Below are 15,823 nucleotides of genomic sequence, written 5' to 3'. Positions count from 1 at the left end.
CCGGCCGAGCAGCCGTACGGCGTGCGCGACTGCCTCTTCCGCGATCCCGCGGAGTCGGGCGGACGGGCGTCGCGCCACCCCGGCCGACACCGCCGATCAGGTAGTCACCGGCCGTTGCCGCGACCGCGCCGACGAAGGATGAGCAGACGTTACGCTCGAAGCTCGTCAGTTCGAGCCAGGCGACGCCGACGGAGCCGACGGAGACCGCCAAGGCGGCCCCGCCCGACAGATGGAGACACGATGAGCAAGGCCACGAGGACGGACACGCAGTCGCCTGCGCTGCACGTTGCCGACAGCCACGATCTGATCCGCGTGCACGGCGCGCGCGAGAACAATCTCAAGGACGTCAGCGTCGAGATCCCCAAGCGCCGGCTGACGGTGTTCACCGGAGTGTCCGGCTCGGGCAAGAGCTCGCTGGTGTTCGACACGATCGCCGCTGAGTCGCAGCGGCTGATCAACGAGACCTACAGCGCCTTCGTACAGGGCTTCATGCCGACGCTGGCCCGGCCCGAGGTCGACGTGCTCGACGGCCTCACGACCGCGATCAGCGTCGACCAGCAGCGGATGGGCGGCGACCCCCGCTCCACGGTCGGCACCGCCACCGACGCCAACGCGATGCTGCGCATCCTGTTCAGCCGGCTCGGCGACCCGCACATCGGCCCGCCCAGCGCGTACTCCTTCAACACGGCCACGGTCAGGGCGAGCGGTGCGATCACGGTGGAGCGCGGTGCCAGGACCAAGGCGGAGAAGGCGGCCTTCACCCGCACCGGCGGCATGTGCACGCGCTGCGAAGGCCGGGGCAAGGTCTCAGACATCGACCTCACCCAGCTCTACGACGACTCCAAGTCGATCGCCGAGGGCGCTTTCACCATCCCCGGCTGGAAGTCGGACAACGTGTGGACCGTGGGGATCTACGCCGAGTCGGGCTTCCTCGACCCGGACAAGCCGATCCGCAGGTTCACCAAGAAGGAGATGCACGACTTCCTCTACCGTGAGCCGACCAAGGTGAAGGTCAACGGCGTCAACCTCACCTACGAGGGGCTGATCCCGAAGATCCAGAAGTCCTTCCTGTCCAAGGACAAGGAGGCGATGCAGCCGCACATCCGGGCGTTCGTGGAGCGGGCGGTCACCTTCACCAGCTGCCCCGAGTGCGACGGCACCCGGCTCAGCGAGGGGGCCCGGTCGTCGAAGATCAAGGGGATCAGCATCGCCGACGCGTGCGCGATGGAGATCCGGGACCTGGCCGAGTGGGTCCGCGGGCTGAAGGACGCCTCGGTGGCGCCGCTGCTCACCGCACTGCAGGGCACCCTCGACTCGTTCACGGAGATCGGCCTCGGCTACCTCTCGCTCGACCGGTCGGCGGGCACGCTCTCCGGCGGTGAGGCACAGCGCGTCAAGATGATCCGCCACCTCGGCTCCTCGCTCACCGACGTCACCTACGTCTTCGACGAGCCCACCATCGGCCTGCACCCGCACGACATCCAGCGGATGAACGACCTGCTGCTGCGCCTGCGGGACAAGGGCAACACGGTGCTCGTCGTGGAGCACAAGCCGGAGGCGATCGCGATCGCCGACCACGTCGTGGACCTCGGCCCGGGCGCCGGTACGGAGGGCGGCACCGTCTGCTTCGAGGGCACCGTCGAGGGGCTGCGGGCGAGCGACACCGTCACCGGCCGCCATCTCGACGACCGGGCCACCCTCAAGGAGACGCTGCGCACGCCCGCCGGCTCGCTGGAGATCCGCGGCGCGACGGCGAACAACCTGCAGGGCGTCGACGTCGACATCCCGCTCGGCGTGCTCTGCGTGGTCACCGGCGTCGCCGGCTCCGGCAAGAGCTCGCTCGTGCACGGGTCCATCCCCGCCGAAGAGGGTGTGGTCTCGGTCGACCAGAGCGCGATCCGCGGCTCCAGGCGGAGCAATCCGGCCACGTACACCGGACTGCTCGACCCGATCCGCAAGGCGTTCGCCAAGGCCAACGGCGTGAAGCCGGCGCTGTTCAGCGCCAACTCCGAGGGCGCCTGCCCGACGTGCAACGGCGCCGGCGTGATCTACACCGACCTGGCGATGATGGCCGGCGTCGCCACGACCTGCGAGGACTGCGAGGGGAAGCGGTTCCAGCCCTCGGTGCTGGAGTACCACCTCGGCGGCCGCGACATCAGCGAAGTGCTCGCGATGTCGGTGACCGAGGCCGAGGAGTTCTTCGGCACCGGCGAAGCGCACACACCGGCCGCACACAGGATCCTCGGCCGGCTCGCCGACGTCGGGCTCGGCTACCTCAGCCTCGGCCAGCCGCTGACCACGCTGTCCGGCGGCGAACGGCAGCGGCTCAAGCTGGCCACCCACATGGCCGACAAGGGCGGCGTCTACGTCCTCGACGAGCCGACCACCGGCCTCCACCTCGCCGACGTCGAGCAGCTGCTCGGCCTGCTCGACCGGCTCGTCGACTCCGGCAAGACGGTCATCGTCATCGAGCACCACCAGGCGGTCATGGCACATGCCGACTGGATCATCGACCTCGGCCCCGGCGCCGGCCACGACGGCGGCCGGATCGTCTTCGAGGGCACACCCGCCGACCTCGTCGCCGCCCGCTCCACCCTCACCGGCGAGCACCTCGCGGACTACGTCGGCGCCTGACCGAGGCCCTTCGCGGACACCCGTGGGACGAGTCGTCTCATCTGTTTCGGCTCGTCCTGCTCGACCGCCGACGACGGACGTCACGTGCACCGTAGGTCTCGCCCCGAGGGCGGCGGCCGGGATGGTCTCGGCGACGAGGCCAGGGGCGTGGTCGGAGGTGGTCTCGCCGGGTGCGGGCATCGGAACGGGATGGTTTCGTGGCCGTACGAGGGACGCAGAGGTGCCGGAACGAGGCGTACGGCTATGAGAGCAGCGGGAAAGCGCATCGTCAGGGAAGGCAGCTTCTGGCATCGCGGAGCCGAACTGTTCTACGACGAGATCGGGGAGGGCGATCTCGCCGTGTACGCACACGGCGGGTTCGTCAGCCAGGCCACCGAGGACCGGATGGCTTTGTTCGGCTGGGAGCCGGTCCTGGACGCGGGGCAGCGCCTGGTGCGTTATGACGCCCGGGGGCACGGTCGATCGACCGGTGCCGCCGTGGACACCGATTACACGTACGCCTCCCTCGCGGACGATCTGCTCGCGCTGCTCGATCATCTGGGGCCCGGCCGGCCCGTCGACGCCGTCGGCGCGTCGATGGGATGCGCCACCGTGCTGCACGCCGCCGTTCAGGCGCCCGAGCGGTTCTCCCGGCTGGTCCTGCTCATCCCGCCCACGGCCTGGACGACGCGGAAGGCGCATGCGCGGAGCAACCTGAAAGCCGCTGACGCGATCGAACGAGAGGGAGTGGACGTCTGGCTCGCCGCCAAGAGGCGGCAGCACCGCCCCGCGGTCGTATCCGGCGTCCCCGAGTTTCCACCGACGCCCGCCGAGCGGATTCTGCCGTCCGTCCTGCGTGGACTGGCGCGCTCCGACCTGCCCTCCGCCGCAGCCGTCGCCGAACTGCGCCGGCCGGTCCTGATCCTGGCCTGGGTCGATGACCCGGGTCACCCCCTGTCCACCGCGGAACGGCTGGCCGGTCTTCTGCCGGACGCCGACCTCCATGTGTCCCGGACCCGTTCGGACATCCGAACCTGGGGGCATCGCATCGCGGTCCATCTGGCCCGGCCTCGGCCGTGACCTGCGTCTCTCTACGTCCCGTTCCAGGAAAACCGGTACGCGCCGCAGCCTCCCGCGCCTGACAATCGAGGTCCATCAACGGGAGGAACACATGAGCCAGGCATTCCTGACTCTCCATGGGCTGCTGCCGCCGGAGGAGTTGGCGGCGGCGCTGGACGCGGGGCATGTCACCCGTAAGCCGCACCCCGAACTGCCGCTGTCGATCTACACGTACACGAGGACGTGCCAGTACGAGCGGGTGTGGAACCGGGTGACCACGCGCTGCCGCGGTCTGGTCGCCGACGACGCCACCGGCGAGATCGTCGCGTTCCCGCTGCCGAAGTTCTTCAACGTCGGTGAGCACGAGGCCGGTCAGCCGTACGCGCCCGCCCTCCCGGACGAATCGTTCGAGGTGTACGACAAGGTCGACGGCAGCCTGGCGGTGATCTTCCACTACGCGGGCCGGTGGAACGTCGCGTCCAAGGGATCGTTCATCAGCACCCAGGCCACCTGGGCTCAGCGTCTGCTGGACGGCAGGGACACCTCCGCCCTGGTTCCCGGAGTGACCTACCTCGCCGAGATCCTTTACCCGCAGAATCGGATCGTCGTCGACTACGGCGGCCGCCGTGACCTCGTGCTCCTCGCCGCCTTCGGCAAGGACGGCACGGAGATACCGCTGGCCGAGGCGGCGTCCTGCTGGAAGGGCATCGGCTCGGTCGTCACGGTCTGGCCCGCCATGCCGCTCGCCGAGCTGCTCGCCCTGGCCGAGTCCAACCGGCTGCCGGGCGGCCGGGAAGCCACGGGCACCGACGCGGAGGGCTTCGTGCTGCGCTTCGCCTCGGGCGTACGGGCCAAGGCCAAGCTCTCCGAGTACGTACGGCTCCACAAGGTCCTCACCGGCGTCACCGAACGGGACATCTGGCGCAGCCACGGGGTCCAGCGCTTCACCGGTCTGCCCGTCAAGCAGGTTGCCCAGGCTCTGGGTTGCTCGGCGGCGGAGATCGAGGCCTCGGGCGGCAAGCCGCTCGACGCGCTGCTGGAGCAGGTACCCGACGAGTTCGACGCCTGGGTGTGCGGGGTGATCGGGCGGATCGAGGAGGACGTGGCCGCACGCGAGTGTGCGATCGACGCGGCGTACCGGTCGCTGGCCCATCTCGCGGGCGACCGGGGCGCGTTCGCCCGCGCCGCGAAGGCGCTGCCGGACGCCGCCGTGCGCCCTGCGATGTTCCTGCGCCTGGACGGGCGCCCGACGGAGCTCGTGACGTACCGTTCCGCCCGGCCTGAGGCGTCAGACCCGTTCAAGACCGACGAGGAGAATTGACCGTGCCCGTAGTACACGTCATGACAGGGCTCCCGGCCTCGGGGAAGACGACGGCCGCGCGCAGGTTGCAGGCGGAGTCCGAGGGCCGTATGCGCCGGGTGAATCTCGACGACCTGCGGAGGATGCTCGACGTCCCGGCACCCGAGCGTGGCCGGTCGTACGCGCACGAGCAGACCGTGCTGGCCATCCAGGACGCCGCGGTGCGGGCGGCGGTCGACGGCGGGTTCGACGTCGTAGTGGACAACACCCACCTGACACCGCACATCCCCAAGCGTCTGAAGGCCGCGGTGGGCGGCCATGCGTCCTTCGTCGTGCACGACTTCACCGATGTGCAACTGGAGGAGTGCATACGGCGCGACGCCGGGCGGGACGGGGCTGTCGGTGAGGAGATCATCCGGATCCTGGCCGACAAGCACGCGAAAGCGCGGAAGGGTGGCTGGCAGCTCACCGAGGCATGGCTGAACGACGAGCCGCCGGTGGAGCCGTACGCTGCCGACCCGGCGCTGCCCTCGGCGGTCATGTGCGACATCGACGGCACACTCGCCCTCAGGGGCGACCGCGGCCCCTACGACTTCACCCGCTGCGACGAGGACGTGCTCAACGTGCCGGTGCGCGGCGCGCTGTGCTCCTTCCGGCGTGCCGACGGCGATGTCATCGTCCTGCTCTCCGGCCGCGGCGAGGAGCACCGGGACAAGACGGAGGCATGGCTGCGCCGGTACGAGGTCCCCTATGACGAGCTGTGGATGCGCGCTGCCGGCGACGGCCGCCGTGACGACGTCGTGAAGGCCGAACTGTTCGACCGGCACGTCCGCAACCGCTTCGCGGTACGCGTCTCCCTCGACGACCGCGATCGCGTCGTGGCAGTGTGGCGCCGCATGGGCCTGCCCACCTGGCAGGTCAATTACGGCAACTTCTAGCCGACGGCGTCCTCGTGGTGAATGTCCGTGCGCCCGGCCGAGCGATCTGGACACGGGCGGCCATGGGCTTCCAGCGGCGGAGGGCGTTACGGCCACAGCTGCGCAGCTGCGACGGGCACACCCGGGCGCGCTGACCGCCGCTGGTGATGAGGGCGTTCACCGGGGACAGCGGATCCGCGCCCATCGACTTCGCCACGAGGACGCCGACCATCAGCGGGAGAAGGGTCGCGGCGAGGGCGGTGCCCGTGGTGGTGACATGCTGCATGCGGGGGCGGCGCGGCGCGGGGGGATTCATGGCTCCCATTCGAGCAACGCGCGCGGCGCGGGAGATCGGGCGACGTACTCAGTTCCTACGTCCTCACGTACTCATACGGCGGCATGAACTCATACGCCGGCATGAGGCAGTGCACGATGTACGCGCGGCCCTCGGGTGAGATCGGTGCCGCTGCCGGTGCGAGGGGTCGGCACTCAGGGGTGCGGCCGGGGCCGGGCCGGGGCCTGACCCACCGGACAGGCCCTACTGCGCCGCCCGCTCCCGCAAGCTCGTCTGCCATGCCGGGGCCGGTTCCTCCGCACCGGCCTCCTCCTGCCGGCGGCCTCCGCGTGCGAAGAAGTCGGCAAGCGGCAGCATCGCCGCCCCGACGGTCACGGCGTCCGGCCCCAGGGTGCCGAGGTCGATGCGCACGCGGGCGGCCGGGTACGACAGGGCGTAGGAGTTGGCGTACGCCCGTACGGAATCCAGGAAACGGGCACCGAGCTGCAGTCCCGCCCAGCCGCCGACGAGGATCCGTTCGGGCTGGAAGAGATTGATGAGGTCGGCGAAGCCGGCGCCCAGGTACTCGGCGGTCTCCTCCAGGACCGCGAGGGCGGTCATGTCGGCCTCCGGCTCGGCACCGGCGGCGCCGGGGGCCGGGTAGGCGGCGGCGAGCATCGCGGTCAGCGCGGTCTCCTCGTCCGCGCCGGCGGGGGGCTGCCCGCCGGCCTCCGCCCAGCGTTCGAGGAGCGCCTCGGCGCCCGCGTACGCCTCCAGGCAGCCCTGGGCGCCGCAGCGGCAGCGGCGGCCCCGGACCCGTACGGTCAGATGGCCCCATTCGACGGCCCGGCCGGGGTGCATGTCGTCGGTGACGACGCAGGCGCCGACGCCCGAGCCGAAGAGCACCACCACGGCGTTGCGTGCACCGCGCCCCGCGCCGAACCACATCTCGGCCTGGCCGAGGGTCTTGGCGCCGTTGTCGACGTAGTACGGCACGGTTTCGGGCACCAGCCCGGACTCGCGCAGCAGGCGCTCAAGCGGTACGGCGTCCCAGCCGATGGTCTGGCCGTGCACCACGGCGCCGTCCTCCGGGGTGCGCGCCACGATGCCCGGCACGCCGATGCCGACGCCGAGCAGCCGCTCGGGCGGGACGCCCGCGGTGTCCAGGACTTCGGCGATGCCGTCGCGCAGATGGCCGACGACAACACCGACGTCGTAGCGGTCGTGCCGGTGCGGGCTGTCGACCGCCAGCGGCCTTTCCGTGCGCGCGAGTTCGGTCAGGGAGAGGTCGAAGAGTTCGATCCTGACCCGGGTCTCGCCGACGTCGACGCCGATCATGCAGCCGCTGCCCGGCCTGATGCGCAGGAGGGTGCGGGGGCGTCCGCCCGCGGAGTCGACGCTGCCGGCCTCCTCCACCAGCCCCTCGGCGAACAGTTCGGCGACCACGTTGCTGATCGATCCCGAGCTCAGCCCGGTGGCCGGACCGAGCGAGAAACGGCTCAGCGGTCCGTCGAAGTACAAGCACTGCAGAACGGCGGCGCGGTTCTCGCGCCGCAGGTCACGCACAGTGCGGCCGTTGCGCACGGTCACTTGGGCCCCCTCGTCGAATTCCTGACCGAAACATACCTCTGTCGCGACCCTTGACGCGACCTTCTCATGAGGTTTAACTCACATCCTAAATTAAGTCAGGGGGATCTTCAGGGGATGCACGCGGGACGCTTCACCACCCCTCCTCCCTCCACGGCTTCCGCCACTCCCCCGAAAGGGTCCTCTGGAGCCATGCGCAGAATCAGAGCCGCGGCCACCGGCGCCGTCACCCTCTCCCTCGCTCTCACCGTGGCTGCCTGTGGTGGCGGCTCCACGACCGACGGATCCGGATCCAGCGAACAGCCGAAGACCCTCACCTACTGGGCCTCCAACCAGGGCGCCAGCCTGGAGGTGGACAAGCAGGTCCTCCAGCCCGAGCTCGACAAGTTCGAGAAGCAAACGGGCATCAAGGTCAAACTGGAGGTCGTGCCCTGGTCGGACCTGCTCAACCGCATCCTCACCGCGACCACCTCCGGCCAGGGCCCCGACGTCCTCAACATCGGCAACACCTGGAGCGCCTCCCTTCAGGCCACCGGCGCCCTGCTGCCCTGGGACACGAAGAACTTCGAGAAGATCGGCGGCAAGGACCGCTTCGTCGATTCCGCCCTCGGCTCCACCGGCGCCCAGGGGCAGGACCCGGCCGCAGTCCCGCTCTACTCCATGGGCTACGCGCTCTACTACAACAAGAAGATGTTCAAGGACGCCGGCATCGAGAAGCCGCCGGCCACCTGGGACGAGCTGGTCGCGACCGGCAAGAAGCTGACCAAGGACGGCAAGTCGGCGATCGGCGTCGAGGGCGCCAACCTCGCCAACAACATCCACCAGGTCTTCGTCCTCGGCAAGCAGCACGGCGCCGACTTCTTCACCCCCGACGGCAAGCCCGACTTCACCTCCGAGGGCGCCGTCGCAGCCGTCAAGCAGTACGTCGACCTCATGGCCGAACACAAGATCGTCGCCCAGGGCAACGCCGAGTACGCCCAGAACCAGTCCCTGAGCGACTTCGCCAAGGACAAGACCGCGATGGTCCTCTGGCAGACCGCCTCCGCCACCTTCAAGGCACAGGGCATGAGCGACGACGAATGGGGCGTCGCCCCCGCCCCCGTCCAGTCCGGCGCCCCCGGCCAGGGCACCGCCGTCAACTCCATGGTCGCCGGCATCAACCTGAGCGTCTTCAAGAACACCAAGAACATCGACGGCGCCATGAAGTTCGTGAAGTTCATGACCAGCGACGCGGAGCAGAAGATCCTCAACCAGGCCTACGGCTCCATCCCGCCCGTCAAGACCGCGCAGCAGGACCCCGCGTTCGGCACCCCCGCGATCGCCGTCCTCAAGAACACCCTCGCCACCAGCGCCGCAGCACTGCCGCAGGTCCCCGAGGAGTCGCAGTTCGAGACCGTTGTCGGAACCGCGGTCAAGGAGCTGTTCGCCGACGCCGCCGCCGGGCGTCCGGTGACCACCGCCTCGGTCAGGGCCAAGCTCGACAAAGCCCAGCAGCAGATGCCCAAGAAGTGAGCCCGGACACCAGCATGACCACCACCGCCCTCGACAAGGCCGGCGGACGGACCGTCCAGCAGCACGTCCCCGGGGCGGCGCGTGACCCACGCCGCCCCGGGCGGCTTCGCCGCGTCACGCTGCCGTATCTGCTGCTGCTCCCCGCCCTGGTCCTGGAACTGCTCGTCCACCTGGTGCCGATGGTGATCGGCATCGTCATGAGCTTCAAGGAGCTCACCCAGTTCTCCATCCGCGACTGGGGCACCGCCCCCTGGGCCGGCCTGGACAACTACACGCTCTCTGTCGACTTCGACGCCCCCGTGGGCCAGGCGCTGCTGAAGTCGTTCTCCACCACCTGCCTGTTCACCCTGCTCTCCGTCGGCCTGTGCTGGCTGATCGGCACCGCCGCAGCGATCTTCATGCAGGAGACGTTCCGCGGCAGGGGCTTCCTCCGCGCGCTCTTCCTCGTCCCGTACGCACTGCCCGTCTACGCCGCGGTCATCACCTGGGCGTTCATGTTCCAGCGGGACAACGGCCTGATCAACCACGTCCTGCACGACCAGCTCGGCCTCGGTGACAGCCCCGCCTTCTGGCTCATCGGGGACAACAGTTTCTGGGCGCTGCTCATCGTCTCGGTCTGGAAGGGCTGGCCCTTCGCCTTCCTCATCATCATGGCCGGGCTGCAGAACATCCCCCGCGAGATGTACGAGGCCGCCGCGCTCGACGGGGCCGGCGTCCGGCAGCAGATCCGCCGCATCACGCTGCCGTCGCTGCGCCCGGTCAACCAGGTCCTCGTCCTGGTGCTGTTCCTGTGGACGTTCAACGACTTCAACACGCCGTTCGTGCTCTTCGGCAAGGCGGCGCCGGACGCGGCCGACCTCATCTCCCTCCACATCTACCAGTCGTCGTTCCAGACCTGGAACTTCGGAACGGGCTCGGCGATGTCGGTCCTGCTGCTCCTGTTCCTGCTCGTCGTGACCGGGATCTACCTCCTCGTCACCTCCCGAGGAAGGAAGGCCACCGTTGCCTAGGCAGTCCCCGCGGCCGCGGCGCCGCTCGCCCATGGCCCTCCCGCGGTCCTTCCTCTGGAGCCGGCGGATCTTCCTCACGCTGCTCACGGGCTTCGTCCTGCTGCCGGTGTTCGTGATGGTCTCCAGCTCGCTCAAGCCGCTGCAGGACGTGTCGGGGAAGTTCCAGTGGATCCCCTCGGGTCTGACCGTGCGCCCGTACGCCGACATCTGGGAAACCGTCCCGCTCGCCGACTACTTCACCAACTCCCTGATCGTCGCCGGCGCGGCGACCGTCTGCTCCGTCGTCATCGCGGTGTTCGCGGCCTACGCCGTCAGCCGCTACAGCTTCCGCGGCAGACGCGTCTTCACCGTGACCGTGCTGTCGACGCAGATGTTCCCCGGCATCCTCTTCCTGCTGCCGCTGTTCCTCATCTACGTCAACATCGGCAACACCACCGGCATCGCGCTGTTCGGCTCGCGCGGCGGTCTCATCCTCACCTACCTGACCTTCTCCCTGCCGTTCTCGATCTGGATGCTCATCGGCTACTTCGACTCGGTCCCCCGGGACCTCGACGAAGCCGCCAAGGTCGACGGCTGCGGGCCGCTGGGAGCGCTCTTCCGGGTCGTCGTACCGGCTGCGGTCCCCGGCATCGTCGCCGTCTCCGTGTACGCGTTCATGACCGCGTGGGGCGAGGTCCTGTTCGCCTCCGTCATGACCAACGACACCACCCGCACCCTCGCGGTCGGCCTCCAGGGCTACTCCACCCAGAACGACGTCTACTGGAACCAGATCATGGCCGCCTCCCTCGTCGTGAGCGTGCCCGTCGTCGCCGGATTCCTGCTCCTCCAGCGCTATCTCGTCACCGGGCTGACCGCGGGCGCGGTCAAGTGACTCCCACTGCCACAAGTGACCCCCTCGTCCGCAGGTGACTTCCTTTCCCATGCTCGTTCCCGAGAGGCCTTCCGTGTCCGAACCGACTGACTCCGAACCGGCTGACTCCGCATCGGCTGACTCCACATCAGCTGACTCCGCATCGACCAGCACCGAAGCGATAGACCTCGGCGCCTTCCCCCACGACTTCGCCTGGGGCACGGCCACATCCGCCTACCAGATCGAAGGAGCCGTCACGGAGGACGGCCGGGCCCCCTCCATCTGGGACACGTTCTCCCACACCCCGGGAAAGGTCGACAACGACGACCACGGCGACGAGGCCTGCGACCACTACCACCGGTGGCCCGAGGACATCTCGCTGATGCAGCGGCTGGGCACCAACGCCTACCGCTTTTCCGTCGCCTGGCCCCGCGTCGTACCGGGCGGCGACGGGCCGGTCAACGCCCGCGGCCTCGACTTCTACGACCGTGTGGTGGACGGCCTGCTCCAGGCGGGGATCACACCGAGCGTGACCCTGTACCACTGGGACCTCCCCCAGGCCCTCCAGGACCGGGGCGGCTGGACGGAACGCGACACCGCCGAGCAACTCGCCACCTACGCCTCGGTCGTGGCCGGACGCCTCGGCGACCGGGTCACCCAGTGGGCCACCCTCAACGAACCCCTGTGCTCCGGATGGATCGGCCACCTCGAGGGCCGGATGGCCCCCGGTCTGACCGACCTGACGGCCGCAGTGCGCGCCTCGTACCACCTGCTGCTCAGCCACGGTCTCGCCACTCGGGCCGTTCGCGCGGCAGCGCCAGGCGCGCAGGTCGGTCTCGTGACCAACCACTCCACCGTCGAGGCGGCATCGACCCGTCCCGAGGACATCGCGGCGGCCGCCCGCATGGACGGCCACACCAACCGCTGGTGGCTCGACCCCGTGTACGGCCGTGGATTCCCCGCCGACATGCGCGAGCTCTACGGGGTCGAACTGCCCGAGCGGCCGGGCGACTTGGAGACCATCGCAACCCCGCTCGACTGGCACGGTGTCAACTACTACTTCCCGGTCACCGTCGCCGACGACCCCGAGGGGCCCGTCCCGTACGCGCGGGAGGTCCGGCTGCCCGACGTCCCGCGCACCGGCATGGACTGGCAGATCGACGCCGGCGGACTGGAGGCACTGCTCATGCGCCTCACCGACGACTACGGCGTGAGCCGACTCTACGTCACCGAGAACGGCTCGGCCTTCCCGGACACCGCCGGCCCCAACGGCGCCGTTGACGACCCCGAGCGAACCCACTACCTGGAGCAGCACCTGGCGGCCTGCGCCCGTGCCGTCCGCAAGGGGGCCCCACTGGCCGGCTACTACGCCTGGTCACTGCTCGACAACTTCGAATGGGCCTACGGCTACGACAAGCGCTTCGGCCTCGTCCATGTCGACTACCCGACCCAGCGGCGCACCATCAAGACGAGCGGGCACCGCTACAAGGAGATCATCCGAAGCCACCGGCAGCACACCGTCACCGGCTGATCCGCGCGCAGAACCCGAAGCCTCCTGCCCCGCACACCACTTCCCACCGAAGGAGCCGTTATGCCACGTTCTCGCCGCCCTCGCCTCCGCGGCAGACCGAGTACGGCGGTGATCGCCGCCACCGCTTTACTCGTCGGCCTGTTCTCCGGCGCCCTGCCCAGTGCCAGTGCCTCCGAAGAGCCCGTCCCCGTGTCCGTCGACCGGTTCGAGGGGGAGGTCCCGTTCGCGAACCCGCCGGCCGAGGGCCTCTTCACCTGGGGCAGCGACGCCGACGACCATCCGAAACTCGCCATCAAGGAGCGCGCCGACGCCCCGGAGGGCGCCAAGGTCCTCGAAGGGGCCTACGACATCAGCGGCTGGGGCGGCTTCACACACGACTTCGCCTTCGACCGGCCCGCGCACGACTGGACGGCCCGCAAGGGCATCCGATTCTGGTGGTACGGGCAGAACACCGCGCCCCTGCCGCCCGGATCCGGCAAGAGGATCAACTTCGAGCTCAAGGACGGCGGCGCCAACGGCGAGGCCTCCGAGCTGTGGACCACGTCCTTCACCGACGACTGGGAGGGCTGGCACCTCGTCGAGATCCCCTTCTCCGACTTCGTCTACCGCGCCGATTACCAGCCGGTCGGCGGCATCGACCAGATCCTCGGCCTCAATGAGATGTGGGGCTACGCGCTCACCCTCCCGCCCGGCGCGCCCGGGAAGTTCGCCATGGACGGCGTCGAGCTGTACGGCAAGGCCGAACCGGCCGTGAACACCAAGGTCGTCACGGACAGCGCCGTGTACCCGGTCCCCGAGGGCGGAACTGCCCGGGTGAAGCTCTCCGTCGCCACCACGGGTTCCCGTCCGACCGACACACCGGTCACCGTGGAATACACCACCGGGGGCGGCAGCGCCGAGTCCGGCAAGGACTACACACCGGTCACCGGCAGCGTCACCTTCCCGGCGGGCACGGCCTCCGGCGAGAGCCGCACGATTGCCGTCGCCACCAAGAAGGACGGCTCCGCCGAGTCCGCGGAAACCATCCCGCTCACGCTGACCGTCACCGGCGCCAAGGCGCCCGCCGAGACCCCCCAGGTCGTCGTGAACGCCCACGGCCTGCCTTATCTCGACACGAGGCTCCCGGTGCAGAAGCGCGTCGCCGACCTGCTGTCGAGGATGTCCCTCGCGGAGAAGACCGGCCAGATGACGCAGGCCGAGCGCAACGCACTGAAGTCGCAGGGCGACATCGCCTCCTACGGCCTCGGCTCACTGCTCTCCGGCGGCGGCTCGGTGCCGAAGCCCAACGCACCCGAGGCGTGGGCGAAGATGGTCGACTCCTACCAGCTGCGCGCGCAGGCGACCCGCTTCCAGGTCCCGCTGATCTACGGCGTGGACGCGGTGCACGGCCACAACAACGTCATCGGGTCGACGATCATGCCGCACAACATCGGTATCGGCGCCGGACGTGACCCGAAGGTCGCGGAGAAGACCGGCGCGGTCACCGCGAAGGAGGTGCGCGCCACCGGCATCCCGTGGGACTTCGCCCCGTGCCTGTGTGTGACCCGCGACGAGCGCTGGGGCCGTTCCTACGAGGCGTTCGGTGAGGACCCGGCGCTGGTCACCGCCATGGAGACGGTGATCAGCGGTATGCAGGGCGCGCGCAACGGCAAGGACCTCGACCGCAACGACAAGGTACTCACCAGCGCCAAGCACTTCGTCGGCGACGGCGGCACCGAGTTCGGCTCGTCGTCCACCGGCTCGTACACGATCGACCAGGGCATCACCAAGGTCACCCGCGAGGAGCTGGAGGCGGTGCATCTCGCCCCGTTCGCGGAAGCGGTCAAGCGTGGCGCGGGCACGGTCATGCCCTCGTACTCCTCACTGGACATCCTGGGCGACGACCAGGGCCCGGTGAAGATGCACGCCAACGCCGAGATGATCAACAGGGTCCTCAAGGACCGGATGGGCTTCGACGGCTTCGTGATCAGCGACTGGCAGGCCATCGACCAGATCCCCGGCGACTACCCGAGCGACGTGCGCACCTCGGTCAACGCCGGCCTCGACATGATCATGGTGCCGACCAACTACCAGGACTTCACCAGGACGCTCAAGGACGAGGTGGCGGGCGGGCGCATCAGCGAGGCCCGGATCGACGACGCGGTGTCCCGGATCCTGACGCAGAAGTTCACCCTGGGGCTGTTCGAGAAGCCGTACGCCGACACCGGCAACCTCGACGAGGTCGGCTCCGCCGAGCACCGCGCCGTGGCCCGCGAGGCCGCCGCCAAGTCCCAGGTGCTGCTGAAGAACGACGGGGCCGTGCTGCCGCTGAAGCCGTCGCAGAAGGTGTACGTCGCCGGATCCAACGCCGACGACCTCGGCAATCAGGCGGGCGGCTGGACGATCAGCTGGCAGGGCAGCTCGGGCGGCATCACCACCGGCACCACGATCCTCCAGGGCATGAGGAAGGCCGCGCCGGACGCGGAGATCTCGTACTCCAAGGACGCCTCCGCTGCCACCGAGGGCTACGACGTCGGTGTGGTCGTCGTCGGCGAGACCCCGTACGCCGAGGGCTTCGGCGATGTCGGCAACGGCAACGACCTGGAGCTGACCGCCGCCGACAAGGCAGCCGTCGACAAGGTCTGCGCCGCGATGAAGTGCGCGGTCCTGGTGGTCTCGGGCCGCCCGCAGCTCATCGGCGACCGGCTCGGCGGCATCGACGCGCTCGTCGCGTCCTGGCTGCCCGGCACCGAGGGCGACGGCGTCGCCGACGTACTGTACGGCAAGCGCCCCTTCACCGGACAGCTCCCGGTCACATGGCCGAAGTCCGAGGCGCAGCTGCCGGTCAACGTCGGCGACGCGGCGTACGACCCGCTGTTCCCGTACGGCTGGGGCCTGACCACGCTCGACAGCAAGCCCTCCGGAGGGGAATCCGCCCTGAAGGCCATCGGCATCGCGGCGAAGGTCCTGCAGGCGGCCGGCCTCGGTGACTCCGAGCAGGGCGGGGAACTGGTCCGCAAGGCACGGCTGATCGTCCAGCAGCGGATCGGCGGGCACCTCACCGAGGCCTCGGCGAAGCCCTTCGCCGAGGCGGACCACCTCCTGCTCACCGGAGACCTGCCCGGCGCGGTCGCGAAGCTGACCGCCGCCCACCGGGCGGCCTGAGCAAACGTGCGACGGCCCGGGCGCCA

At 69.6% G+C, this 15,823-nt stretch carries 10 protein-coding genes; 9 read left to right on the top strand and 1 reads right to left on the bottom strand.

Going from position 1 to position 15,823, the window contains the following annotated elements; genetic code table 11:
* Positions 1-240 precede the first annotated feature (240 nt).
* The 4 genes from AC0699_RS23025 (at position 241) to AC0699_RS23010 (ending at position 5,910) form a co-directional block, all read left to right on the top strand.
* Positions 241-2,634 (top strand): ATP-binding cassette domain-containing protein, encoded by a 2,394-nt coding sequence (locus tag AC0699_RS23025; RefSeq protein ID WP_478663222.1) that lies wholly within the window; start codon positions 241-243, stop codon positions 2,632-2,634.
* 243 nt (positions 2,635-2,877) lie between these two features.
* Entirely contained in the window at positions 2,878-3,693 is an 816-nt protein-coding gene (locus tag AC0699_RS23020) for an alpha/beta fold hydrolase (protein WP_478663219.1), read from the top strand.
* A 91-nt stretch (positions 3,694-3,784) separates the two neighbouring features.
* Positions 3,785-4,993 (top strand): RNA ligase, encoded by a 1,209-nt coding sequence (locus tag AC0699_RS23015; RefSeq protein ID WP_478663216.1) that lies wholly within the window; start codon positions 3,785-3,787, stop codon positions 4,991-4,993.
* 2 nt (positions 4,994-4,995) lie between these two features.
* On the top strand, positions 4,996-5,910 hold the full coding sequence (locus AC0699_RS23010; protein WP_478663214.1) for a phosphatase domain-containing protein: 915 nt from the start codon (positions 4,996-4,998) through the stop codon (positions 5,908-5,910).
* A 517-nt stretch (positions 5,911-6,427) separates the two neighbouring features.
* Here AC0699_RS23010 and AC0699_RS23005 read toward each other — a convergent pair.
* Entirely contained in the window at positions 6,428-7,753 is a 1,326-nt protein-coding gene (locus AC0699_RS23005; protein ID WP_478663212.1) for an ROK family protein, read from the bottom strand.
* Positions 7,754-7,942: 189 nt separating this feature from the next.
* Between AC0699_RS23005 and AC0699_RS23000 the strand changes: the two genes are divergently transcribed.
* The 5 genes from AC0699_RS23000 to AC0699_RS22980 all read left to right on the top strand — a co-directional run bounded on the left by AC0699_RS23000 (position 7,943) and on the right by AC0699_RS22980 (position 15,797).
* On the top strand, positions 7,943-9,262 hold the full coding sequence (locus tag AC0699_RS23000) for an ABC transporter substrate-binding protein (RefSeq protein ID WP_478663209.1): 1,320 nt from the start codon (positions 7,943-7,945) through the stop codon (positions 9,260-9,262).
* Positions 9,263-9,276: 14 nt separating this feature from the next.
* Positions 9,277-10,272, top strand: coding sequence for a carbohydrate ABC transporter permease (locus AC0699_RS22995; RefSeq protein ID WP_478663206.1), 996 nt, complete (start codon positions 9,277-9,279; stop codon positions 10,270-10,272).
* A 31-nt stretch (positions 10,273-10,303) separates the two neighbouring features.
* Positions 10,304-11,143 carry a carbohydrate ABC transporter permease gene (locus AC0699_RS22990; RefSeq protein ID WP_478663352.1) on the top strand — a complete coding sequence of 280 codons (840 nt, stop codon included), beginning with the start codon at positions 10,304-10,306 and terminating at the stop codon, positions 11,141-11,143.
* A 160-nt stretch (positions 11,144-11,303) separates the two neighbouring features.
* Positions 11,304-12,653 (top strand): GH1 family beta-glucosidase, encoded by a 1,350-nt coding sequence (locus AC0699_RS22985; protein WP_478663351.1) that lies wholly within the window; start codon positions 11,304-11,306, stop codon positions 12,651-12,653.
* Between the two features lie 60 nt (positions 12,654-12,713).
* Positions 12,714-15,797 (top strand): glycoside hydrolase family 3 protein, encoded by a 3,084-nt coding sequence (locus tag AC0699_RS22980; protein ID WP_478663204.1) that lies wholly within the window; start codon positions 12,714-12,716, stop codon positions 15,795-15,797.
* The last annotated feature ends 26 nt before the right edge of the window (positions 15,798-15,823 follow it).

The organism is Streptomyces sp. NPDC043870 (assembly GCF_056435785.1).
This window is presented reverse-complemented; position numbering and strand designations above follow the sequence as displayed.